This window comes from Burkholderia sp. E168m22, assembly GCF_001319805.1.
Taxonomy (GTDB): domain Bacteria; phylum Pseudomonadota; class Gammaproteobacteria; order Burkholderiales; family Burkholderiaceae; genus Burkholderia; species Burkholderia orbicola.
On the sequence record NZ_BBSK01000095.1, the window covers coordinates 23546 to 48120 of the forward strand.

19 protein-coding genes are annotated in these 24575 nt (G+C 65.1%); 4 read left to right on the forward strand and 15 right to left on the reverse strand.

What is annotated here, in order from left to right; all coding sequences use genetic code 11:
* The 5 genes from AP428_RS21205 to AP428_RS21225 all read right to left on the reverse strand — a co-directional run bounded on the left by AP428_RS21205 (nt 1) and on the right by AP428_RS21225 (nt 8952).
* Nucleotides 1-1254, reverse strand: coding sequence for a flippase (locus tag AP428_RS21205; protein ID WP_011547870.1), 1254 nt, complete (start codon nt 1252-1254; stop codon nt 1-3).
* Nucleotides 1255-1292: 38 nt separating this feature from the next.
* Nucleotides 1293-2483, reverse strand: coding sequence for a glycosyltransferase family 4 protein (locus AP428_RS21210; RefSeq protein ID WP_011547871.1), 1191 nt, complete (start codon nt 2481-2483; stop codon nt 1293-1295).
* A gap of 297 nt (nt 2484-2780) precedes the next feature.
* Nucleotides 2781-4568, reverse strand: a complete 1788-nt coding sequence (locus tag AP428_RS21215; RefSeq protein ID WP_011694714.1) for an alpha/beta hydrolase — start codon at nt 4566-4568, stop codon at nt 2781-2783.
* Between the two features lie 390 nt (nt 4569-4958).
* Nucleotides 4959-6146: a polysaccharide biosynthesis/export family protein gene (locus AP428_RS21220; RefSeq protein WP_027812136.1), complete on the reverse strand. Its 1188-nt coding sequence runs from the start codon at nt 6144-6146 to the stop codon at nt 4959-4961.
* Between the two features lie 415 nt (nt 6147-6561).
* Nucleotides 6562-8952 carry a hypothetical protein gene (locus AP428_RS21225; protein WP_011694713.1) on the reverse strand — a complete coding sequence of 797 codons (2391 nt, stop codon included), beginning with the start codon at nt 8950-8952 and terminating at the stop codon, nt 6562-6564.
* A gap of 703 nt (nt 8953-9655) precedes the next feature.
* On the opposite strand from AP428_RS21225, the gene AP428_RS21230 reads away from it, so the two are divergent.
* The gene (locus tag AP428_RS21230) at nt 9656-11857 is read left to right on the forward strand and encodes a glycoside hydrolase family 3 C-terminal domain-containing protein (protein ID WP_011547874.1); all 2202 of its coding nucleotides are present in this window, start codon (nt 9656-9658) and stop codon (nt 11855-11857) included.
* Between the two features lie 82 nt (nt 11858-11939).
* Here AP428_RS21230 and AP428_RS37695 read toward each other — a convergent pair whose 3' ends face one another.
* Together AP428_RS37695 and AP428_RS21235 are read right to left on the reverse strand one after the other, a co-directional pair.
* Nucleotides 11940-12065: a hypothetical protein gene (locus AP428_RS37695; RefSeq protein ID WP_256334098.1), complete on the reverse strand. Its 126-nt coding sequence runs from the start codon at nt 12063-12065 to the stop codon at nt 11940-11942.
* On the reverse strand, nt 12062-12640 hold the full coding sequence (locus AP428_RS21235; protein WP_012338297.1) for a DUF4865 family protein: 579 nt from the start codon (nt 12638-12640) through the stop codon (nt 12062-12064). Before AP428_RS21235 ends, AP428_RS37695 begins: the two co-directional genes overlap by 4 nt.
* 130 nt (nt 12641-12770) lie before the next feature.
* Between AP428_RS21235 and AP428_RS21240 the strand changes: the two genes are divergently transcribed.
* Entirely contained in the window at nt 12771-13628 is an 858-nt protein-coding gene (locus tag AP428_RS21240) for a LysR family transcriptional regulator (RefSeq protein ID WP_011547876.1), read from the forward strand.
* A 272-nt stretch (nt 13629-13900) separates the two neighbouring features.
* Nucleotides 13901-14488 carry a YigZ family protein gene (locus AP428_RS21245; RefSeq protein ID WP_006479209.1) on the forward strand — a complete coding sequence of 196 codons (588 nt, stop codon included), beginning with the start codon at nt 13901-13903 and terminating at the stop codon, nt 14486-14488.
* 78 nt (nt 14489-14566) lie between these two features.
* On the opposite strand, the gene ppk2 is transcribed toward AP428_RS21245, so the two are convergent.
* From ppk2 to AP428_RS37225, 7 genes are all read right to left on the reverse strand, one after another.
* The gene (gene ppk2, locus AP428_RS21250; protein WP_011547877.1) at nt 14567-15517 is read right to left on the reverse strand and encodes a polyphosphate kinase 2; all 951 of its coding nucleotides are present in this window, start codon (nt 15515-15517) and stop codon (nt 14567-14569) included.
* Nucleotides 15518-15604: 87 nt separating this feature from the next.
* Nucleotides 15605-16999: an OmpW family protein gene (locus AP428_RS21255; protein ID WP_011547878.1), complete on the reverse strand. Its 1395-nt coding sequence runs from the start codon at nt 16997-16999 to the stop codon at nt 15605-15607.
* A 4-nt stretch (nt 17000-17003) separates the two neighbouring features.
* A complete protein-coding gene (locus tag AP428_RS21260; protein WP_054928369.1) occupies nt 17004-18299 on the reverse strand; it encodes an HlyD family secretion protein in 1296 nt (431 codons plus the stop codon).
* Between the two features lie 12 nt (nt 18300-18311).
* Nucleotides 18312-19316 (reverse strand): hypothetical protein, encoded by a 1005-nt coding sequence (locus AP428_RS21265; protein ID WP_054928387.1) that lies wholly within the window; start codon nt 19314-19316, stop codon nt 18312-18314.
* Nucleotides 19313-21433, reverse strand: coding sequence for a peptidase domain-containing ABC transporter (locus tag AP428_RS21270; RefSeq protein WP_011694712.1), 2121 nt, complete (start codon nt 21431-21433; stop codon nt 19313-19315). The genes AP428_RS21265 and AP428_RS21270 overlap by 4 nt, the downstream gene beginning before the upstream one ends.
* 142 nt (nt 21434-21575) lie before the next feature.
* Nucleotides 21576-21761 (reverse strand): hypothetical protein, encoded by a 186-nt coding sequence (locus AP428_RS21275; protein ID WP_006479215.1) that lies wholly within the window; start codon nt 21759-21761, stop codon nt 21576-21578.
* 224 nt (nt 21762-21985) lie between these two features.
* Nucleotides 21986-22159, reverse strand: coding sequence for a hypothetical protein (locus AP428_RS37225; RefSeq protein ID WP_006495012.1), 174 nt, complete (start codon nt 22157-22159; stop codon nt 21986-21988).
* 281 nt (nt 22160-22440) lie between these two features.
* Here AP428_RS37225 and AP428_RS21280 point away from each other — a divergent pair, with 281 nt between their 5' ends.
* On the forward strand, nt 22441-23856 hold the full coding sequence (locus tag AP428_RS21280; RefSeq protein ID WP_054928370.1) for a TolC family protein: 1416 nt from the start codon (nt 22441-22443) through the stop codon (nt 23854-23856).
* Nucleotides 23857-24038: 182 nt separating this feature from the next.
* Here the strand turns inward: AP428_RS21280 and AP428_RS21285 are convergent, their stop codons facing one another.
* Nucleotides 24039-24488 (reverse strand): helix-turn-helix domain-containing protein, encoded by a 450-nt coding sequence (locus AP428_RS21285; RefSeq protein ID WP_011547884.1) that lies wholly within the window; start codon nt 24486-24488, stop codon nt 24039-24041.
* Nucleotides 24489-24575: the final 87 nt, after the last annotated feature.

Here is a 24575-nt window from a genome sequence, read left to right on the forward strand (position 1 = left end):
TCAACCGGAACGCGCCGACAGATCGAGCACGCCGACGCGTTCACGGCGAAGGACGTATGCAAGCGCGACGGCGACGGCCGTTTCGGCGATCAGCACCGCGATCGCCGCGCCACGTTCGGCAAACAGCATCGCGAGCGGAGGAAGCAACGTCACGTTCAACGCGCCCGACGAGATCAGGATGACGCTGAACGCCCGCTTCATCCCGAGCGGCAACATCGTTTGAACGCCGAACAGGTCGGTCATGCATGCCATGAACGGCACCAGCGCCAGGCAATGCAGCACGCCGATCGTCGGCGCAAACGAGCTGCCGTACAGGATACGGACCGCCAGCGGCGCGCATGCATAGATCGTCGCCGACATGGCCAGCACCAGCGCGCCTTGCATGACGATCAGCTTGCGCAGGAATGCGAATGCTTCGTCGCGCGCGTGATGCATCAGGTAGGTCACGTGCGGATAGGTTGCCGCCCTGAGCGGTTGCAACAAGCCGACCGCGGCACGGATGAGTTTGTCACCGGCCGCAAAATAGCCTGCGGCGACGTTACCGGAAACCATGCTCAGCAGGACGGTATTGGTCGACGCGTAAAACGAGATCGACGTCGAGGCGAGGAACACCTGAAAGCCGCCTTTCAACGCTTCGACGACGTCCGAAAGTCGCACCTGAACGCGCTCGACCTCGCGATGAAAGAACAGGTACGCCAGCAGCGTGATCCCGCACAGCAATGGCACGGCCGTATTGATCGCGACTGCATGCAGGAGGTCGTCCTCCGTGCGCACCCACAGGAAGATGGCAGCGACACTGAGTACCCGGTACACCACCACCGTCACGCTATAGACACTCAGCTTCTGAATACCCTGAAAATACCAGCCCGGCGTCAGCGCGGCACCGATCGCCATCCCGAAACCGATCAGCAGCGCTCTGCGCTCCGCGGCAAAATGAGGAATGAGCATGGTCAGCGCGACGAGCAACCCGAAGCCGGCGACGGTGATCGCCCATTGGGCGCAAACCGTCGTCCAGAAAATGCGCGACCGCTCCATCCTGTCGTTTGCGAGGGCGACACGCGGCGTTGCCGTCAGGTCGAAACTATAGTTCGCGAGATTGATGAAATACGTCGTCACCGCAAGCACGAACGATAGCCGGCCGTACTCTTGGGGGCCGAGCACGCGCGTCAGGAGCGGCAGCGTGACGAGCGGCACGACGTACGTCGAGATCTGCAGCGCAAACAACAACGCAAAATTTTTTCGAACGGCGGTCATCGTGCTTGCCGGGCTGAGAGGAAACAGTGCATCGACTGTCAATGTGCCCGCGTGCGCGATACATTCCCGCCGATACCGAGCGCGGCATACAGCGACGCCGCATAGCGGTCGACCGAGTAGCGTGACCAGTCGTAGCGACGCTGCTCGTCGTCGAGGTGCGCCCGCAGTTCGACGAGCGCGCGTGCCAGGTCGTCGGCCGTGTTCCGGTAGCGAATCTTGTTGCCGAGATCGTCGCCGAAGGTCGACAGGCTTCCAATGTCGTGCACGAGTGCCGGCAGGCCCAGCATGGCCGCTTCGACGATCACGAGCGGCGCGTTTTCCACCCAGATGGACGGCAGTACGATCGCGTCATGCGTCGGCAGCGTGGCAAACAGCGTTGCATGATCGAGACGCCCGGCAAAGCGCAGCCGCCCCGCCTCCACAAGTGCTGCGTGATGTTGCTCGAGGCTGCCGCGCTCCGGTCCGTCACCGTAGACCGTCAGCGACCCAATCGCGTCGCCGGGCGATTCGCCCATGAGCGCGAGAAACTGGGCAAGGCCCTTGTCGGCCTCCAGGCGACCGACGAACGCGAGATCGAGACGGCCTCTCCGCGCAGGCTTCGGTGTACGGGGAACCAGCGTCGTATCGATCGGATTCGGCAGCAGTGTCGCCGGTGTCCGACCGAATCGTGCGATCAGGTCGCGCATGAACGGGCTCGGGCAGAGAATCTCGTCGAACAGGCCGAGCGGGTCGAAAAGCGCGTTGACCGCGTGCCAATGCAGCTTCTTCGCGACATCGTGAAGAAAACCGCGCGGGCTGGCGGTGAGAACGATACGCCTGCCGCGACGCAATTGATCGAGCGATAGCGGTTGCGCGCGCCCTCCCCGGTAGACCATCAGACTCGGGTTGTAGAACACCAGGTGGTAGTCGTGCGCGGTCATGTACAAACGGCACTTCGAGCGCCGTTTGTAGCGCCCGAGCACGGGCAGGATCGCGCTCGACAGCAGGTTGTGGTAATTGTGCACGAGGATCCGTTGCGGACGAAATCGCTCGAGCAACGTGTCGAGCGCGCGTGCGGCAGCAGGTGACCACGCGCGTGCGCGACGACCGTTCTCGACATCGATCAGCGTGCGCTCGTCGAACGTTTCGACCTCGACGTCATTGCGCGCGCGAAGCACGTCGACGGACAGCCGGTACACTTCCTCGGCCCCGCCCTTGCGAACGAAATCGTTGACGACCAGTACACGCATCACGACCGCCCCGAATGGCACGTCGCCTGCGACGCGTGGCGTTTACATGTTGTCCAGCATCCACGGCGGTTTCTTTGCATCCACATTCCTGAGCAGCCTCATGACGCCGGCACCGTCGAAAACGGGCGACGCGAGAAATAGACACCGTCAAGATACTGTGCCGGAAACCGGGGATCTGTTCGCACGGTCACTTTCGGACGGTTTCAACCGGTCGCCGGCACACGGGGCGTGCTCCTCCCCGCCCGTAGCCTGGGCGTCGTCCAGCCGCGCTCAAATGCGGCGGCGGGTAACCGAACGCTACGGCGTCGCGCGTTCGGCTTCCGCTTTCGGCCTTGCCGTCGAAACCGGCTCCGCCGGCGCATGCCAGCCGGAAAGCAGCGCAGCGCAGCGGTCGACCACGTACTGCGCGGCGGCATCGCTGTGCAACGAATGGTCGAGCCCGTCCTGCGTATCGACCGATACGTTCGACAAATGCGCGAACGCACCGGACACCGGACCGAAATGCCGAACCACGACATCGACGCCCGGATCGAACGTGCCGTAGAGGAGATGCGCCTGGATGCCGCGTGCCGACATGTCGTGCAGCATCCCGCGCGGCGTATCCTTGTCCGGCGCGCGCCCCATGCGCTCCATGAAGCTCTTGATCGGGACCGTCGTGAAGTCGGCGACGAAACGAATCAGCGCACGCAGCACCGGACGCGGATCACGCCCCTCGAGCAGCACCCGGCGCCACTTGCCGAGGCTGCGCAATGAAGCGACATAACCACGCATCGAATTGGTCTGGTTGTCGACGACATCCGCCAGTGTCTGTCCGCGCGGCCAGACAAACACGGGGAGATTGATCGTGATCGCGCCGGCAAGCGCGCCCCGCGCGGCGGCATGAAGCGACGCGTACGCTCCGGAGCAGATTCCGAACGTGACGATCCGATGGTGACCCGCCTCTTTCAGCCAACGCGCGGCGCAGATCATGTCGTCGATCATCTGGTCCGAATACGGAATATCCGATTGATCGTCACGCGCACGCAGGCTGCTGTCGCCGATCCCGCTCGAATCGAAGCGCAGACTGCGGATGCCGCGCGCGGCGAGCGACCGCGCCAGGCGAACTGCAAGCCGCCCGTCGGCCGTACGCGGATTGGCGGCGGTATTGGCGATAAGCAGCGTGGGGGCCGCGAGACGCATGGCGTCGTCGGCTGGCTCGCACAGCACCCCGATCAGTGGTTGCGTCCCCATGCGAATCACGCGCTCGACACTGCCGCTTCCGGCCAGGACGACGTCGGAAACGTGCTGGCGCGTGGAGGTTCGTACGTCCGCGTCAGGATCGTCGTCGATCCAGCTTCCGATCGTGTCGAGCAACGCATTCGGCAGCCGGGAGCGGTGCGGTTCGCACATGGCGGCCGCCCAGTCCGAACATGTGTGGATACTGACCGCGACGCCACGCGCGCGCAGCGTGTCCGACAACGCCGGACCATCGCCGTACGGCGTATCGACGAGCAGCGCGCGCGCGGGCAACTCGCGCAGCTGGCCGGCAGCCTGGCACAGGTCGATACTGCGGAGTGTTCCGAGGAGATCGTCGGGATACGCGTGGCCGAGCACCTTGAACGGCCGTTCGTCACGAACCGCCTCCCGCACGGTCGGCGGCAGGTTATCGAGCCAGCGTTGCGCGACGAGCGAGAGCTCGCGCACGTAGCTGCGACCACGCACGACGGGGGCAAGTGCGATGAAACGCGTGATTCCGGACAGGCCGTCCGAAGCGAGAAGCGCCAATGGCGCACCGGCGCGTACACCGATGAGCGTCAGGCCATCCAGCACGGCGTTGTCGCGCAAGGTCCGGACGGCATGGCGCACGCTTGCGAGCATGTTCTCGAAACGTTCGGGATCCTGTTCGTCGCCGAGCGAATCGCCACTCGCCGGATAGTGAAAACGTAGAACCGGAAAACCACGGTCGGCAAGGTGTTCCGCAATTGAGCGAACAAGCTTGTGCAGCCAGAGCGCCTCATGGCCGAGCGGCTCGCATATGACGACGCCGTGTGGTCGAGTGCCCTCGTGAAGCCAGCCGACGCATCCATCGAACTGGATGGGTGTCATGGTTTGGTCCTTGTTTTAAGTGTCTGACAGGCCGGGTTTCAACGCGTGCTTGCCGCGGGCCATGGGGCAAGCGTTCGATCGTTGCCCGGATGCATGAAGGGAAGCGCGCCAGCAACGCACGCGCACTCGCCGCGGACCACCCCGATCCGCAGGCGCTTCAATGTAGAGGCAGGTTTCGAGAATGCCCTTGATTTGCATTCCGCAATATCGCCCCGCTTTTCACCGGACGACCTCGATGCGCGGCGCAGACGGCCGCACTCGAATGTCTAAGGCGATTAGGCCATCTCGTCCTGACGGATTCCGTACGCCACATTACATTTTCAATACGAAGCCGTCACGCGTGTCAGGCAGTGACATGACCGATTGCGGCTGCGGCCGTCGAGATCGGGTTCACGGCGTCACGGCCCGGGCCGTGAGCGCGCCCTGCGCCGCGGACGGAATCAGCAAATTCACGACGCGGCTCCAGCGCACCAGCGACGACGCATCGACGAAGACGACGTCGCGACGCTCGAGCGGAAACTGATCGGCCAACGCATAGGAGGCCGGCGCGCGACCGTCCAGGTGATAGACCTGCGGCCGGTTCCCCGGCCCGCGGCGCACCACGTAGATCTGCCGCGCGTCAGACGTGTACTGACTGACGCCGCCGGTCTCGCCAAGCGCTTCACCGAGGCTGATCCGTCCGTCGGTCAACGTCAGCGTCGCCGGGCGTGACACTTCGCCGAGTACGAAGACCTTCGCTTCGCTCGTCGGACGCACTCGCACGAGATCGCCGTCGCGCAACAGGATATTGGACGGATTGATACCCGCGGCGATCATGGCCGGCAAACTCACGTTCACCGTCTTGCCGCCGCGCGTCACCGTGACCTGCGACCGGTCGGCTCCGGCCGTGAAGCCGCCCGCGCGATCGATCGCCTCGGGCAACGTCATCGGCATGTCGTTCACGATCTGCAGCCCCGGCGTGCGCACTTCGCCGTCGAGATAAACTCGCTTGCTGCGATACGCCTGGATACGCAGCGCAATCTGCGGTTTGCGCACGTACTCGCCCAGCCGCCGGGTCACCGCGGCACGCGCCTCCGCCTCGGTGAGCCCGGCCACGTGTACGAGGCCTGCTTGCGCGAACTGAACGTTACCGCCCGCGTCCACCGTGTACCCCGCCACAACCGAGTTGGTGCCGATATTGTCGCCATTCGTCGCCTGCGCCGTCGGCAGGTTCAGTTCCGGGTGATCCCAGACGACGATGTTCAGCACATCGCCCGGGCCGATCACGTATGCCTTTGGCGTACCGAACAGTTGCCGGATTTCGGCGTCGACGCCGGCAGAGCGCGCGGCATGCTGTTGTTCGACGAACGCAGGCGTGATCTCGATCAGGTCTTCGCTGGACACGTTCTGCACCCCGTCGAGTCCCCCCGACCCCGTCGCCGCAACGCTCACGCGCGCATTCGCATCGCGTTCGGCCGGCGCCTGATATGTCATGCCCGGCGCAAATGCGCAGGCATTCAGCACACACACGGTCGCCGCCATCGCAACGCGCAGCCGCGGCATGCCGAGCCTCGATTTCTTCTGTGTAGTCGTTGACATCGCGTCTTTCCAAACTGAGCGGAACCCGCCCGCCCCAACCTGACGGATACCGCATTTCGCTTGCCGGCACGGCTCGCGCTGCATTGCCGCGCATCCTTTCTCGCCGCACATCGCTTCGTACGGCCGAGCGGCGCTTCGGCGCGCTCGTCTGTCTACAGTCGGCCGGCCCGCCCGACGAAAATCGCGGTTACGCACCGGCATACCGTCCGCATCGCCGTCGCGAACGTCGCCCGATACGACACGGACGGTCCGCACGGATACTGCCGCGCCGGTCGTGCTCCGGCGCGGCCGCTCCCGCGGCGATACACGATTGGACACCGTCCAGCCCGGCGCGTATGTGAGCAAGCCCACCGAAAGCCAAACTTCATACGGAAATGGGGCCACTCCCCTGAAAAGCGACCGCGACCGCCGGTTGCTAACCGCCACACCATTTGTTCAGTGTCGCGTCGAACGTAAAAGTCAGGACCTGCCCGCTCACCATGACGACGTTTCCCCCGGTCGTCGTCTGGATGTTCGCGTTGTTCGCGATCGTGCAGTTGCCGTTGGTCGCGATGATCCTGACCGACTGGCCGTCGATCCCGCCGACCAGGTTGGTCAGCATCGTCGGCGACGCATAGTTCGCCGTCAGTTTGCTGATACCGGTCACCCCGGGCGTCGAACTGGTGCCGACGAAGCCGTTGGACCACACCGCCATCGCGTTACCGGCGCTGTCGGCCGTCGGCACGCCGTAGCTGTAACGAACCAGCCCGGTCGCATTCTCGATGTGAAATTGCCACGGCCACATTTGCAGCAGGCGCCCGCTGGCCCATGCGCTGTTGACCGCACGTCCGTAGCGGTCCTCAGGAATATATTTGTAACGCCCGGCCACCCCGTTACCTTGCGACGCATCGACACAGATCTTCGAGAAGTATTCTCCTGCGGGAATGTACGCCGTACTGGATGAAGACGGCGTAAACGTATAGGTGTCGGTTCCGGCCGTGACGCTTCCGGAACGCGCGATCGTGCCCGTGATGCCAAAAATGGTCGCCAGCGTCGTGTCGCCTGTCCCGTTGACTGCGTTGACCGGCATGAAGATCGACAGGTTCGGCGTCGTACCGAACGACCAGCCCGGAATCGCGACGGCGCCCGTCCCCGTCAAAACCAGCGCCGAGGTGACCTGCTGAAACACGCTGTCGGTCTCGCAATCGATTCTCAGGTTGTACGGACTCTCGGTGGAAATGAATACCGCCTCGGCGCATCCGAAATAATTCCTGAACCTGATCGTGTTGTAGCCGATGTTCCCGATCGTCACCCCCTTCACCGTCTTCGGGAACGCGAAGGTAAATTCATTGTCCGTGGGATAGACATTGAAATTCGGGTTCGGCCGAATCTCCGCCGCGTAGTCGTTACGTGCGCTCAACGGGAAGTTGATGTCGAAAAGGCAGTTCGTGACCTGTCCGATGACGCTGAACATCCGGCCGCCGCTCAGTCCCATCGTCGTCATCCGGTCGTGCAGCACGATGTTTCGCGCTTGAATTCCGTACAGCGGAAAGCCGGTATTCGACGTGCGCCGATCCTGCACGGCGAGCGCGGTGCCATAGCTGAAGATGATGTCGATATTGTTCAGGTTGAACAGGTTCGACGAGTCGGACATAGTGGCAGCCGGGCTGTCGTCAAGGTAGATCCCGAAACTCGGCGTGTTCGTCGACAGGTCGCCGCAGTGCCTGATCTTCATCGTGTTCAGATTGATCTCGCGTACGTTGGCGCGTGCTTGCGTCGATCCGCTTCCGGTGTCCATCCACAGCACGCCGCCGCCGCGGAAATACAGACAGTTCACGTGAGCGACATCGAGCCAGTCCACGTTGCCCTGCAACACCAGGCCATGTTGCAGTGATGCGCATGCGCGATTGCCCTGAAGGGTAAAGTCGCGCAGGACACACCCGGCGAGCACGGCCATGTTCGACGTCCATGACACGTTGCCGGTCTGCGGCAAATCCGTCGCTTCGTTGTTGAAGCCGGCGTTCAATACCGTCAGGCATTGGCCGCTGACGCCGGCGCCGAACTGAATGATCGAGGTGCGCGCCGAATGCCCGAACACGGCTATCGGCCTGGTGATCGACGGAAGCGCGAGGCTCGAATAGTAGACCCCGGCAGGCAGGTCGCCCTTGACCGGCCAGATAGTCATCAGGTAGTTCAGCCAGGCCGTCAGGGCCGGGCCGTCGTCGCTGCCGTAGACCACGTTCGCCCCGGTCGCCGACGCATTGGCGGCTTTCGCGAGCGTGATCTGCGTCGCGCTGACGAACGCCGCAATCGTGGTGGAAACGACCAGCGTTGCAACGCCGCTGGCGTTCGTTGTCGCGATGTCGATCCGCTTGCCGACGTCCGCCGCCGTGAATACCGCCGAGGCCGACGAAAACGACGTTGATCCCGACGTCGTGACGCCGTCGTTGACGATCCGGGTGTTTCCCTTCGCACCAAAATATTTGGCGCTGACCGGCAAATTGGCCGGAAGCGCCGCGGGTAAATCCATCCACACCTGCGTGGTACCCGCAGCGAGATTCACGATCGCACCGCCATTGCTCGACGCCAGCACGGTGGTACGCGACAGCGTGTTCCCGCTGGCGTTGTATGCGCCGATTCCGATCTCCCAGTTCCCGCTCGGAACACCGGTCCCCGTGACCGCTTGCAGCCCGTAATAGAAAGTATCGGCATTGGCGCACACGGACGAAAATGCTCGGAATCCCGTCATTGCACCGGCCAGGGACAGCGCCCCCGTACCGGTAGAAGTGGTCGTTTCCTGGACCCGATCCTGAAGCTGGAATGCCATATCGTTCCTTGACGTGTGATTGTCGGACTTTGCGGAAATCAACTCCTGTCGCACCTTCGGATTCGATGCCCGGTCGATTGATTATCGAAAAGAGATGTGCGAACTCGATCGAGCGTACGCACCCGCGCAAGATTAGAAACAGATTCACCGGCAAACAGTGCGTGAAATGACCCAAGCGATTGAGCAATACCGTCATCGCCACATGAAAAGTACGTTTCGGACATCCGGTCAACCGCGTCGTATTCGATGACATGTCAATGTCGCCCCGGTTAGATGTACACGCAACGAACCGGACCACGAGTCACGGCGTATTGCCCGCGCAATAGCACCAGCACACAGGTACTTCTTACCCGACCACACCCCCACCATCGGGAACGATGACCGCCTTTCCACCCCACCCAGCGCGACTACGAAATAAAGATCACACGGATCGGTAGAAACACCGATGCTGTAGTCAAACTACATTCATACCATTGGTCGCAGCAGAGAATCGCTACACCCGATTCGACAGTGCGGGATGGCCTGCGTCGCCGCCCGCATTGACTGGTCGAGCCCAACCGGCCGTAACGATTCCCCGCCTGGCCTGGCATGCCGACGCGCAACCATCCTGCACCGCCAGCCGAATCCGTCCGGTGCGAATCCACCGGACGTGCGCAGCTCCAGACATCATTCGAACAACCGGCAATACGATCAGGAGAGCAACATGCGGGACAAACTCTGGCCGGCCGTCGTGCTGGCAGCGACCCTCTGCACCACTGCCTACGCCGGCGACGCCGATTTCAATGCGCAGGGCGACGCGACCGACGCGTTCGCATCGGCCGCCGCGCAACGGCGCGCCGACCTGCTCGTGCGCAAGATGACGCTCGACGAGAAACTTCAATTCATTCATTCGCAATACGAAATGTCCAAGGTGCCGGGCGGTGGCGCCGGCTACATCCAGGGTGTGCCGCGGCTCGGCATTCCCGATCTCAACATGGTCGATTCGGCGACCGGCTCCGGCAGCACGTCGCAGGCCAGCACGACGTTCCCGGCCACGATCGCGGTCGCCGCGAGCTGGGATCGGCGGCTGTCGTACGACTACGGCAAGCAGGTCGCGATCCAGTTGCGCGCGCAAGGATTCGGGATGGGCCTCGCCGGCGGCACCAACCTCGCGCGCGAGCCGCGCGGCGGCCGCCTGTTCGAGTATCTCGGCGAGGATCCGCTGCTCGCCGGCGACCTGCTCGCCGAACGCACGCTCGCCACGCAGCGGCAGAAAGTCATCGCCACGATCAAGCACTACGCGGGCAACGAGCAGGAGCACGGCCGGATGGGCGGCAATACGCAGATCGACGAACGCACGCTGCGCGAGCTGTATCTGCTGCCGTTCGAGATCGCCGCGAAACGCGGGCGGCCCGGTAGCGTGATGTGCAGCTACAACCGCCTGAACGGCACCTATGCGTGCGAGAACCCTCATCTGCTGAACGACGTGCTGAAGAACGAGTGGGGCTTCCAGGGCCAGGTGCAGTCCGACTGGGGCGCCACGCACAGCACCGCCGCCGCGATCAATGCCGGGCTCGACGAGGAAGAAGACGTCGGGCCGAGCGTGTACCTGACGCCGGCGGCCGTCAAGCAGGCGATCGCGAACGGCTCGGTGTCGACCGCGCGCCTCGACGACATGGTGCGCCGCAAGCTCGCCGTGATGATCCGCGTGGGCGTGATGGACGATCCGGCCCAAGGCGGCGGCACGATCGATTTCGCGGCCGGGAACCGGTTCGCGCAAGCGGCTTCCGAGCAATCGATCGTTCTGCTGAAGAACGACGGCAACCAGTTGCCGCTCGTCGCGTCGGCACTGTCGCGGATCGCCGTGATCGGCGGCCATGCGGATGCAGCCGTGCTGTCCGGCGGCGGCTCGGGTAACACGCGCGACCCCGTATCCGGTTCGTTCGCCGGCTGCGGAGGCCTGACGTTCGGATCGTCGACCGGCTGCAGCTGGTGGCGCAATCCATGGCTCAAGGTCGACGTGCCGATCGTCGCGGCGATCCGCGCGCTGGCGCCGGCCGCGCAGGTCACGTATGCGGGCAACAGCGACCAGCAGTCGCCGTTCCGCGCGTACACGCAGCAGGAGATCGACCAGGCCGCGGCGCTCGCGGGCCGCTCGGATGTCGCGATCGTCGTGGTCGCGCAGCCGGCCGGCGAGGATTTCGGCGACCTGCAGAGCCTGAGCCTCGCGAACCCGTCGAACCAGGATGCGCTCGTCGAGGCCGTCGCGCGCGCGAATCCGCATACGGTCGTGGTCGTCCAGAGCGGCAATCCGGTGCTGATGCCGTGGAAGGACAACGTGTCGGCCATCGTCGAGGCGTGGTATCCGGGCGAAGCCGGCGGCAAGGCGATCGCGAACGTGCTGTTCGGCGCGGTCAATCCGTCGGGCAAGCTGCCCGTGACTTTCCCGGCGCGCGATCAGGACTCGCCGACGTGGGGGCAAAACGGCGCGTTCGACAACGACCCGGTGTACGCGGAAAAGCTGGACATGGGCTACCGCTGGTATGACGCGCGCAACATCAAGCCGATGTTCGAGTTCGGCTACGGCCTGTCGTATACGCACTTCGCGTATTCGGGTCTGTCGGTGTCGAAGCAATGGGACGGCTCGCTGAGCGTCGCGTTCACCGTACGCAACGACGGGCGCGTGGCCGGCGCGGAAACGCCGCAGGTCTATCTCGGCGTGCCGTACAAGGACGAGCCGCCGAAGCGGCTGGTCGGCTGGGAAAAGATCCGGCTGAATCCGGGCGAGGCACGGCGGGTGCGCGTGACCGTGTCGCCGCGGATGCAGAGCGTCTGGGATACGTCGCGCAACGGCTGGCGGGTCGTCTCGGGCGGGACCGTGTACGTCGGCGCGTCGTCGCGCGATATCCGCTTGCAAGGCCATTGAGCGAGCGGCGATGAAGCGACCGGGGGCGCCGCGCATCGCATGCGCGGCGCCCCCGCGCCCACCACCACTGTGCTGAAGCGCGTTACCTGAACAGCAGCGCCAGCACCGTCACGAGCGCCGCGATCGTGACGATGCCCGCCGCCACACCCGCCAGATGCGCGGCAATCACCACGCCGGCCGGCAATCGCGACGCGATGCCGGCCATCACGCGCGACCCGCGTCCAGCGTGTCGAGCAACGGCCTCGCCAGATGCAGGACCTGGTACACGGTGCCCGCGCCGCCGTCGTCCGGTTCATGTTCCGTCACGAGCGCACGCGTCAAGCGCCAACGCAGCGGATCGAGACTGACGGCCGCCGCGACCACGCCCTGCCGAGCCGCCGCTTCGCGATTGCGTGCGATCTCCCGCGCCAGTGCCGCATCGAGATCGGCGTCCGCCGGAATCTCGATCGTTTCAAGACGCGCGAAACGTCCCGTCGACGCACTGCCCTTGCGCGCGTCGAGCGCAACTTGCGTGTCGATCGGCGCGCGACCGAAGCTGTCCGTCACGACCCGATAGCGGCCATCCGTCACGAACCGCGCGAACGCCTGTTCGTTGCGCCACAGGTAGAACGACGCATAGCCGTTTTCCGTCGCGCCGTGACGGCCGGCCTCGCGCAACAGGAATCCCTTGAACAGCAGGTCGGGCGTGTCGTCCCACAGCCGGCCGCGCTCGCGCACGCGATTGCGGATGATGTCGAGGTCGTAGTCCGCCGGCAGGCGGTGCACGTAGTACGCGGTCAGCATGATCGACTCCTGGCGAAAGAAACGGACGGCATTCCGGACGGCATGGACGCAGCGTAGAAGACCTTGAATCATTTGAAAAGACGATGGCAGAATATTTCAATGATTCGATTCTGAAATGAATGAGGGTGCGATGAAAACGCTCGACATCGAAGCCGTGCAGGCCTTCGTGCTGACCGCCGATCTCAAGAGCTTCACGCGGGCCGCGGAAGCGCTGGACACGACACAGTCCGCGGTGAGCCTGAAGATCAAGCGGCTGGAAGACGGGCTCGGCCGCCGCCTGCTGGAACGCACGCCGCGGCAGGTTCGCCTGTCGGCCGACGGCACCGCGTTCCTGGAGCCGGCGCGCGAACTGGTGGCCGCTCACCATGGTGCGCTCGGCGCCTTCGGCACGAGCCAGCGACGGCTCGTGATCGGCGTCAGCCACCATGTCGTCGGCGCCGATCTGCCGATGCTGCTGCGGCGGATGAGCGAAGCGGAGCCGGCGCTGGTGCTGGAGATCCGCGTCGCCGCGTCGCGCGACGTGCTCGATGCGTTCGATCGCGGCCGGCTCGATGCGGCCGTCGCGCTGCAGCACGACAGCCGACGGCTCGACGGCGAAACCATTCTGTCGGAGTCGTTCGGCTGGATGGCGGCGGCCGATTTCGAATACCATCCGCCGCAACCGCTGCGGCTCGCCACGCAGGCCGAACCGTGCAGCGTGCGCCGCATGGCGGTCGACGCGCTGGACGAAGCCGGTGTCGCGTGGACGGAAGTCTTCGTCGGCGGCGGCGTGGCGACGATCGGCGCGGCGGTATCCGCGGGGCTGGCCGTCGCGGCGCTCGGGCATCGCGTGGCGCCCGCCGGCACCGTCGACGTGGGGACGCGCTACGGGCTGCCGCCGTTGCCGGCGCGCGACGTGGTGCTCTACTCGAACCTGACCGATGCGCACGCCCGGCAGGCGCTGCGCACGCTGGGCGCGGCGCTGCGGTCGTCGGTCGGCGTGCGTTGATGCCGTGCGCGGCATCGATGAATCGACTTGAGCCACGCGCAGGAAACGAAAGCAGCGCATGTCGCGCGCAGGTACCGTGCCCGATTCAAGCCATGCTCGCCATCCGGACCGCGGTCGCCGGCCAAACTGGATACCCTCGACGTGCGCCACGGTAAAATTCCGTCTTCGCCCCGCGCTCATGCAGACGACATCCATCGGTCCGCGGGCCCACACCACGAGCATCGACCGGCCATCATCACCTTGATTTCCCTACGCTTTCCGCGTCGCGACGCATGAGTTATTCGCTCGCCACCTCCTACCTCCGCGAACTCGAAATCCGCAAGAGCCGTTTCATCGCGTACGCGGTTCCCGTCGAGGACCGCGATGCCGCGATGCAGGTGCTGCAGCGCCTGCGCGACGAGCATCCGGCGGCCACCCACGTGTGCTGGGCGCTGCTGGCGGGCGGCCAGTCGGGTATGTCGGACGACGGCGAGCCGTCGGGCACGGCGGGCCGGCCGATCCTCGAAGTGCTGCGTCATCACGACCTCGACGGCGTGCTCGGCGCGGTCGTGCGTTACTACGGCGGCGTGAAACTCGGCGCGGGCGGGCTGGTGCGCGCGTACACGGATGCGATCGCGTCGGCGCTGCTCGATGCCGAGCGCGTCGAGCGCATTCGGCACACGCGGCTCGCGATCGAGATCGGCTACCCGGAAGAGGCACGCGTGCGCCGCTGGATCGAACAGGCGGGTTACGCGCTAGTGGACAGCGCGTACGGGATGACGGTAAAGCTCGTGATCAAGCTGCCCGAAGCCGCCGAAGCCGCGGCAAGGGCCGAACTGTTCGACCTGACGCAAGGACGCTCCGGCTTCCCCGACCTGTGATTGGATTCGCTCGATAGAAGACCGCGCGCCGCGTTGCACGGCGCGCCTCCCCTGGCCGGTCCAGCCGCCCCGAACCGCTCAATACACGTCCGGCACGATCATGTTGTCGGGCACCGGCCGGCGAATGTAATCCTCGTGATGCTCGCGCTGCGGCAGGTCGATCGTCGGGCGCGGCACCTCGTGATACGGCACCTGGCCGAGCAGATGGTGAATGCAGTTCAGCCGCGCGCGCTTCTTGTCGACGGCCTGCACGACCCACCACGGCGCCTCCGGAATATGCGTGCGCTGCAGCATCTCTTCCTTCGCGGCCGTATAAGCCTCCCAGCGGCGGCGGCTTTCGAGGTCCATCGGGCTCAGCTTCCACTGCTTCAGCGGGTCCTCGATCCGGCTCTGGAAGCGCAGTTCCTGCTCGTGGTCGGTGATCGAGAACCAGTACTTGACGATCTGGATGCCGCTGCGCACGAGCATCTTCTCGAACTCGGGCACCGATCGGAAAAATTCCTCGTACTCGTCGTCGGTACAGAAATTCATCACGCGCTCGACCCCCGCACGGTTGTACCAGCTGCGGTCGAACAGCACGATCTCGCCGCCTGCCGGCAGATGCGCGACATAGCGCTGGAAATACCATTGCGTGCGCTCGCGGTTGTTCGGCGCCGGCAGCGCGGCCACCCGGCACACGCGCGGGTTCAGGCGCTGCGTGATGCGCTTGATCGCACCGCCCTTGCCGGCCGCATCGCGCCCCTCGAACAGGACGACGAGCCGGTGCCCGGTGTTCACGACCCAGTCCTGCAGCTTCACGAGTTCGCCCTGCAAGCGGAACAACTCGCGGAAATACGCCTTACGCGCCTCGCGACGCTCGGGCGAGAACAGCACGTCCTCACCATTGTCGAAGCGGCGGTCGTCGAGTTCCATCTCGAGCTCTTCGTCGTAGGCGTCGACGAGATCTTCCTCGAAACGGCGCTGGCGCTCCTCCATCGAGCGCGTCTCGGTGCGGTTGTCGGTCTCGGTGCGGGTATCGTTGTCGCCCATGGGGCCTCCTTCCATCATTGACGCAGCCAAACTCGATCATTATCCCAGCGTCGCGCGTCAAATTCATGAAAATGGCCGGCTACGCCGTCAGAAGCGGAAGTTCAGCAGGACGGTGGCCAGCACCGGGTTCGCCGAAATATCGAACGTATTCGACGCCAGCAGGCGGTTCGGCTGGTTGATGTCGAGCGTGATCCGGGTGCGCAGCGGGATGTAGGTCACCATCCCGGTGAGCCAGAACCGGCGCGTGATCTGGTAGCTCGCGCCAACGGTGAACACCGGCTCCCAGACGCTCTTCACCTTCGCCGACACATTGGTCCGCCCCGACAGCAGCAGATCGCCGCCGGCGTCCCAGATCCGCTGGAACAGCGCCGGATCGAGCAGCAGCGACTGCAGGCTGCCGATGTCCGCGCCGGCCGCGAGCAGCCCGCCGAGCGATGCGAGCTTGCGCTGGAACACGGGGTTCAGGTTCGTGTTCGTGAAACGCGTGTAGCTGACGCCGATGCCCGCGAACGGACGGAAACGGTCGTCGCGCTCGCCGAGGTAGTACTTGAACACGACCGAGCCGAGCCAGGCCCGCGTGGTCGCGAGCGGATTGCTTTGCGTGTTGCCGAGATCGATCAGCGGAAAGCGCCCGTGGACGCCGGCAAAGATGCGGTCGAGCGGCAGCGCGATGCTGCCGTGCCCGCGCAACGTCAGCACCGGCGGAATGCCGGCGCCCAGTTCGGCCGCCCAGTGCTCCGAGACGAAATGCGTGAACGTGAACGCCAGCGTGTTCGTATTGCTGAGTGACAGGCTCGAACCCGCGTTCTGGAAACTGTTCAGGCCGAGCGCGTCGGTGCGCGTCGTCACGGGCGTCGAGCGTCCGGTCGTCCCGACGAAGTGCCAGCCGAGGCCGACCATGTTGCGGTCGTCGCCCATCAGTTGCTCGAGCAAGGGCGGCGCCTGCGCGGCCGGCAGATCGGGCAGCCGCGATGGATCGACCGGATGCAGTTCGTACGGCATCCGGTCGGCATGGACGACGCCGCGCGCCGCTGCGTCGCCGGCCGGTGCATCGTGCGTGGCGGCCGGATCGCAGCCGCCGCCGGTACGGCCGTCGTCGAAGCCGATGCCGTCCGCGCCCGCGTCGCCGGCGGCCTCGCAGGCGCGCGCTGCCGCGCCGGTTCGCTGCCCGAGCGTGATCTTGCGGGCGGTCAGCGGAATGGTATCGGGTTGCCGCTCGTCGCCCGAAGCTTCGTTGCGTGCGCCGCGCGCCGGCCCCGCATCGGTCATCCATGCGCTCGCATCGAAGCCAGCCGCATCGCCGCCCGGCCAGAAGCCGATCCCGTCGGCGCCGGCCTGCCAGCGCGGTGGGGCGTCGCCGTCGGGCTGCGGCGCGGCGTGCGCGGCGGCCGCGCATGCGAACAGCGTCGCGCCGAGCCAGCGCGACAGCGGACGCACGGTGCCCGGCCGCGCGCGGGGGCGGCGGGTGTCGCGATTGCCCATCGGCTCAGGCCGGCACGCCGAACAGGCGCTGGCGAATCCGGTACAACGGCTCGAACAGCCATTCGAGCAGGCTGCGACGCTCCAGCACGATGTCCGCCTTCAGCATCATCCCGGCCCGCAGCGACAACGGCCGACCATCGAACGACGGCGTGCGGTCGGCGAGTTCGACCCAGGTCTTGAAGTAGGTCTGCGGCACGGCCGCATCGCCGGGCAGGTTCAGTTCCTTCGCCGAGAACGCGACGGGCGAGATCGACAGCACCTTGCCGCGATAGGTGCCGAATTTCTCCACCGGATAGCTTGCGTACGCAACCTTCACCTCCTGCCCCTTCTTCACGAAGCCGGCCTTCGACGACGGAATGTAGACCTCGGCGATCAGTCCGTCCGCCTTCGCGGGCAGGATCTCGACGACACGCGTGCCGGGCGGATCGATCACGCCGCCCTGCACGACGTCGAGCCGCACGATCTGCCCGTCGGCCGGCGCGTACAGCACCTGGTTCACGTTCTCGTCGATGTTGTATTCCTTCGCGTTCAGCTCCTCCTGCTTGATCTTCAGTTCCGCGTTCGCGCCGTCGTACTTGCTCTGCATCGTGTCGAGATCGCCGCGCAGCTTCATCGCGTTCTTCGCGAGTTCGGCGCGGCGCAGCAGCAGGTCCTGGTACGCCTGGCCGGCCTGCAGGTATTGCGTGTTGACCTGGTTGTACTGTTCGAGCGTCACGACCTGTTCGTCGAGCAACTGCTTCACGCGCGCGCGCCGTTCGCCATACTCGTCGACGATGCGCTTCTGGTCCTGGATCTGCCGGTCGATCAGCCCGCGGCTCTCGCCCTGCGCGGCGATCTGCTGATTGATCTGCTGCACCGACGACCGGTATTCGAGCCGCGCCGCATCGATCTGCTGCGTCACCTCGACGCGCTGCCGGTCGAGCGCCGCGCGCATCCCCTGCACGTTGTTCGCCTGGCTGACGAAGCTCGTGTCGCGCGTCACCGCGAGCAGGCGCTGGCCGGCCTTCACGTGCTGATCCTTGCCGACGTAGACGTCGCGCACCGCCCAGCCCGGCGGCGCACCGACGCCGATCAGCCCCGAGCGCGGCGTCAGCATCCCCGACACGCTCTCGGTGTTCGCGTAGCTCAGATCGACGAGCGCGGTCACGAACATCGCGAACATCGCCAGCGACAGGTAGCAGAAGAACCGCATCGACACCGGCACGTCCACGACGCCGTGAATCACGGTGCCGAAGGTCGTGCCGCGCGCGAGCTTGCGCGACGGCTTCTGTTCTCGGAGGGCGGAATTCCAGGTCGGCATGGGGCGGGCTCGTCAGGAGCGATGCCGCGCGGCCGCATCGAGCAGCGGCGTCGGCATCAGGTAAGGCGTGAAGTGTTCCCAGAAATGCCACTGCTCGGGCTGGCGCACGAGCGCCTGCTCGAGACGGTCGACGATGCGCTGGTGCGTCGCGCGCACGGGCGACGCGTCGTCGTCGGTACCGAGCATCGGTGCAAGCGGGCTGGCCGCGAGCTCGGTGAAATGCACCGCGCATCGATCGCGGAACGGCACGCCGGTCGCATACGCGACGAGCAGCGGAATGCCCTGCTCGACCGCGAGCTTCACGCCGCCGCCGGCCATCCGCACCCAGCGCCCGCCGAGCCGACAGCGATTGGTCTTGCCGAACTTGCCGTGCAAGTCGGAGAACAGCAGAAACACGGGCGCCTCGCGCCGCAGGCTCGTGATCAGCCGCCGCAGATGCACGCGCTCCTCGATGTCGATGAATTCGACTTCGCCGGCGCCGTACTCGGCGACGAGCCGCAGCGCATCGTCGAAGAACGCGCCCGGCGCGTCGCGGTGCAGGATCACCATCAGCTTGCGGTCGTCGGGAATCATGAAGCGCAGCTTCGTGACGAACAGCATCAGGTTGCCGAAGTGCAGCCCGGCGAGCATCAGCGGGCCGCCGCGTGCGAGTGCCGCGCGCAACTGGTCGTCGCCTTCGCATGCCATCCCGTCGATCATCGTTTTCATCGATGCGAGGCTGTGCGTGCGCAGCTTGAGCCCCGCGAATTCGGCCTCGAACAACTCGCGCACGATCGCGGCCGACACTTCGCGCACGCGCCGCGGATCGTCGTTCAGGTGCGCGCTCAACATGTAAGCGACCGCGCGCTCGATCGACTCGCGGATGCACGGAAAGCAGCGCAGGCACGCGCCCGAGCACCAGCGCATCAGCCGCAGCCCACGCGCGGGCGACGTGCGCAGCGCGATCGCCCGCACCGCGCGGCGTAGCAGGAACGCATACGAGAACGGATTGAGCAGGAAGAGCCGCCCGAGCATCACCGCGCCTCCTCGTTCGTGCGCCATGCGTCGGTCGCATCGGTCAGCACGCCGTCATCCATCCGGTAGATCCGGTCGACCATCGACAGGATCGACGCATCGTGCGTGACGAGCACGATCGTGCACGGCAGCGTCAGCACGTTGCGGCAGATCTCGTGCGTGGTCGCCTGGTCGAGGTTCGACGAAAACTCGTCGAGGATCAGCAGGCGCGGCTCGCAATACAGCGCCCGCGCGATCAGCAATCTCTGCATCTGGCCGGCCGACAGGAATTTCTGCGTATCGCCGAGCGGCGTGTCGTAGCGATGGTCGAGCCGCTCGATCTCGTCGTGGATGCACGCGAGCTTCGCCGCGTCGAACATCGCGCCGATCCGCGGCGCGGGCGCGAAATTCGTGATGTTGTCGCGGATCGTCCCGCGAAACAGCTGGTCGGACTGCGTGACGGCCGCGAGATGCTTGCGGTATTGCCGCAGGTTCACTTCCGCGAGATCGACGCCGCCGACGAACAGCGTGCCGGGCTTGGGCCGCACGAGCCCGCAGATCAAGTTCAGCAGCGTCGTCTTGCCGCTGCCGGTGCGGCCGACGATCGCGATCTTGCTGCCGGCCGGCACGTCGAGCGCGACATCGCTCAGGATCGGCCGATGGCCGCCCTTCGGCGTGTACGACAGCGCGCGGATCGACAGCGCGCCGTCGAACCCGTCGACCGGCCGCACGACCGCGTCCGGCGCCGGCTCCTCGGTCTCGGTCTGCAGCACGTCCGCGACGCGATCCATGTGCACCTGCAGCACCTTGCGCCGCACGTAGAGCTGGATCGAATCGATGAACTTGTCCGCGAACAGGTTCTTGTACTGGATGAACGCGTAGATCACGCCGATCGTGCTCTGGCCGTGCATCACGAGCCATGCGCCGTACGTGACGATCACGAGCTGCTCGACGTGCACGATCCCCTTCGAGATCGCGTCGAACAGCAGTTGCAGCCGCTCCTGCTGGCGCATCGCCTGCAGTTTCTGCGTGAACGCGTTGACCCACAGGCTGCTGCGCGCGGTCTCCGCCGACAGCAGCTTGATGGAATGCGCGGACCGGATGTTCTCGATCAGCAGCGCATCGGCCTCGGCGCCGCGCGTGAGGATCTGCGACATCGCGTCCTGCAGTTGCGGCTGGATCGCGAGCCGGCTCAACGCGAACAGCACCATCCCCGCGAGGCTGATACCGGCCAGTACGGGGCTGTAATACAGCATCAGCACGAGCGTCAGCGTGCAGGTGACGAGGTTCAGCAGCCCGCCCACCAGCCCGTCGACGAGAAATCGCCCGACCTCCGACACCGACGACACGCGCGAGATCGAATCGCCGGTGTTGTGAAACAGGAAATAACCGATCGGCAGCCGCGCGAGATGGCCGACCATGTTCGCCGACAACTGCTGCGACACGATGTTGCGCAGGTAGCTCTTGATGTTGCCGACGAGATTCGCGTAGAGCGTGTCGAACAGGAACACGATCGCGAACAGGATCGTCAGCAGGTACAGGATGTCGACGTCGGTCTTCTTCAGCGCCTCGTCGATCGTCAGTTGCACGTACGACGGGCCGAGCAGCAGCAGGAGCTGCGCGGCGACGCCGCCCACGATGCCGATCGCGAGGCTCTTGCGGATGCCGGTCAGCCCTTCGAGGTAGTCGCGCAGCCGGATGCGGTCGGCCTGCCCCGCCCGCGAGAAACCGATGTCCGGATTCAGTTCGAGCGCATAGCCGGTGATGTGCGTGAGCGCCTGCGCGAGCGGCAGCCTCGTCTCGCCGAGCGCGGGGTCGACTATGTGCACGCTGCCGTAGCCGACCTTCGTCAGCACGACATAGTGGTTCATCCCCCAGTGCAGGATGCACGGCGTCTTGAGCGCGTCGAGCTCGCCCGCATCGAACTGCAGCCCGCGTGCGCGCAGGCCGAGATCGTTCGAGATTTCCATCAGGTCGAAGAACGACAGGCCGGAGTCGATCCGCACCGGATAGCGGTTGCGCAGCGTGCGCAACGTCGTTTCGCGCCCGTGCCACGACGCGATCATCGCGAGGCAGGCCAGGCCGCACTCCGTCACTTCGTCCTGCAGGACCGGACGGACTTTACGCGTATTGAAGAGCATGGTCGGGCACCCGGGGCGCGACGACGCGCCGCCCGGGCCAGCCGGTGCGGGCCCGTGGCGGGTCGTGCGCGATACGCATGGGCGCAGCCGGCGCTACCGGCTGCGACGGAAGATCGGTGTTGCCGGCCGCTCGGCGGGCCGCTCAGCGCGACGAGCCGAGCGACATCCGGAACTGTTCGACGGCGTGGGCCTGGTACTGGGTCATCAGGCCCTGCAGCGTGGTCCCGATCGACTGATTGACGAGATCGACCGTATAGGCGGCCGAATTGGAGTAAAGCGACGCGCCGCCGCGAATCTGGCGGGCCTGTTCTTCCGTGATGTCTCGCATTTGTGGTGGCCTTTATATTGTCGGAATGCCAACAGCCGTCAGCCAATTGCAAGCCCGATGGCCGTTCACTTTATTACGTGATAATCCAGCACTCCAGTCTCCTGATAATCGCCCGATTTCGAAATAATGCATTTCGAAGTCACTTTATTTCCACCGCGGCGATCGATTCTTTTCCTTCTGTTTCGCAGCATCTGACGCGGGGGGCGCCTCCCCGCGCACGGCGGTTACTTGCCGGTGTTATTGAACGTCTTCGGGTTCTGCAGGTAATTGCCGAGGCTCGGCAGGAACTGGCCGAGCGCGGTCACCACCGGCGCGGCGTCAACGGCGAGGCTACCCAGCGAGCTGATCGCACCGCCGCCATGCACATTCCTGACCTGTTCCGTCGTCATGACCTTCATCATTCTCTCCTCGTAAAAAATAAAGATGATGCAAAGAACCTTCATTGAAAGACAAACGGCTTTTAATCCCGAGCGACTCGTTAATCTAATAATCACTGCGATTACCAGCCGAAATCAGGCTATCATGCGGGCGCATCGGAATTCAATGGAGGACACACTCTTACAGCCGCATTTTCCGATGCACGGCGAGTAGCAGGCATTCATGCTGTTTGAATTTCAATTTCAAAACGTTTAAATCCCGCCGCAATGCATTGCGGCACGGACAGGAGACGGAGACGGCCATGTTTGAAACGAGGAGCACGAATTGCGAGTCGGCGACACCGGATGCGGGTATTTCCCTATCAAGATTTTCGACTAGGTGGAATCCCCGACTTGCAACCATGACATTGTTCGCTGTAACGATAGCCGGCGCGCCGGCACACGCCCGTGCGTTCTGCCTCGATACCGCCTACCAGTACGCGTCCGTGCACGATCCGCGCTACCTGCAGGCCCGCAGCGAATACGATGCGGCCCGCCAGAAATTTCCCGAGGCGCGTGCGCAGATGCTGCCGCAGGCCGCCGCGCAACTCGAGTGGGGGCGCTACGGCACGCACGCGAACCTGTTCGGCATCGACGTCAGCGGGTCGAGCAACGCGGCATACGGTTCCGCTCAGGTCACGCAGGCGCTGTTCAATGTGCCCTACCTGTACGACATGCGGCGCGCGACCGAGTACGAGGAAGCGGCGAAGCAGAAGCTCGAGGTCGCGAAGCAGGACCTGATCCTGCGGGTCGCGAACGCGTGCTTCGATCTGCTGAGCGCGCGCGAGAAACTGCAATCCGCCGACGACGAAGTCAGCGCGCTCACGCGACTCGAAAGCGATACGCGGCGCATGGCGCAACTCGGGATGAAGACGATCGGCGACACCGCCGAGATCGAGGCGCGCCGCAGCCTCGCGCAATCCGACGAGGCGCTCGCGCAGACCGACGTCGATGCGCGGCGCGCCCGCTACGAGACGTTGCTCGGTTCGACGATCGATTTCTCGCGCTGGCCGCGGCTGGCGATGCGCGGGTCGTCGCCGCGCATTCCGTCCGGCGACTATGCGCCGCAGGACAACCCCGCGTACCGGCAGGCCTATCGCGACGTCCAGGTCGCGCGCCTTGCCGCGAAGCGCGTCAGCGCCGAACACTTGCCGACCGTCGACCTGTTCGCGTCGTATTCGCGTGGGCTCAACCCGAACCTGCGCGGGCTCACCGATCGTTCGGATTTCCATCAAAGCGCGGTCGGCGTGCAGGTGACGATTCCGATCTTCTCCGGCGGCAGCGTGTACTACCGGCAGGTCGAGGCCGAGCACGTGACCGAGCAGTACCGCAACCGGCTGCGCGAGGTCGAGGAGCAACTGGGCACCGATCACCGCGAGGCGTTGTCCGCGCTCGAATCGGTCGGCAAGCGCATTCGCGCGCAGCAGCAGTCGCTGCAGGCCGCGCGGCTCGCCTACGATGCGTCGATGAAAGCGCATCAGGTCGGCTACAGCACGACGTACGAAACGCTGAACCTGCGGCGCGACATCTCGGGCATCCGGCAGAAGCTGTTCGACAGCTATCTCGATGCGCTGAAGCTTCAGTTGAAGCTGAAAAGCGTGCTCGGCACGCTCGACGAACAATCGCTGATCGCGGTGGACAGTTTCCTCGAAAGCAACGCGGCGAGCGATCGGGGGTGAACGCGATCACATACGTCGGTATCCCGGGCAAGGTTGCGTACACAACCTTCAAGAAAAATGTCGATGTGCCGGCCGGTCGGAAGTTCAACGACGGCGCATCGCGATTCCCGCTCGTCGCTTACTGCGCCCGTGCGCAGCCGCCTACGTGGTTGAAGCGGGGGCACCCGTCGATTCGGGGTACATCAACCGGGTGGCGGCAGCACGACCGTGTCCTCGGGGCCGAGCACGCGGCCGTCCTGCGAACGCAGCTCCAGCTTCCTGACCGGCAGCCCGGTCTTCCGGTCGACCAGCAGCACGTGCGCCTCGTCCGGTTCGAAGAAGAAATCCTCGCCCCACTGCCGCAGCGCGACCAGCAGCGGAAACAGCCCGCGGCCTTTCTCGGTCAGCACGTATTCGTGATGCGCGCCGCCGTCGGCGGCCGGCACGACGTCCATGATTCCGTGCGCGACCAGGTTGCGCAGGCGCGCGGCCAGGATGTTCTTCGCGAGGCCGAGATTCTTCTGGAATTCGCCGAAGCGGCGCAGCCCGTCGAACGCGTCGCGGACGATCAGCAGCGACCACCAGTCGCCAATCGCGTCCAGCGGGCGGGCGACACCGCAAAGGGAATCTTCGTGCGTGGTGCGTCGGTTCATCGGTGCAGGCGGCGACGCCGTGACCGGGATAAGGGCTCGACGGTGATCGCTTTCGTTGAAATGAATGGTTTCAATATAAAACCAAAT